1 protein-coding gene is annotated in these 255 nt (G+C 76.5%); it reads left to right on the top strand.

The annotated features are described in order from the left end of the window. Positions 1-255: glycosyltransferase (locus QSK26_RS41650; protein WP_285780884.1), on the top strand; the 255-nt coding region annotated here is incomplete at both ends.

Below are 255 nucleotides of genomic sequence, written 5' to 3'. Positions count from 1 at the left end.
CGAGCACGCCGGCCCGCTGGCGGCCGTCGGCGGCGTGGACGCGGGCGGCCAGAACGTGCACGTCGCCGCCCTCGCCCTGGCCCTCGCCGAACGCGGCCACGAAGTCGTCGTACACACCCGCCGGGACGCCGCGGACACCCCGGACACCGTGCCGATGGCCCCCGGGGTGACCGTCGAACACGTACCCGCCGGCCCCCCGGTCCCGCTGCCCAAGGACGACCTGCTGCCCTACATGCCGGCCTTCGGCGAACACCT

The sequence above is a fragment of the Microtetraspora sp. NBRC 13810 genome (assembly GCF_030268685.1).
Classification (GTDB): Bacteria; Actinomycetota; Actinomycetes; order Streptosporangiales; family Streptosporangiaceae; genus BSRQ01.
The sequence above is the reverse complement of the archived record's forward strand: the minus strand, read 5'-3'. Positions and strand labels throughout refer to the sequence as shown.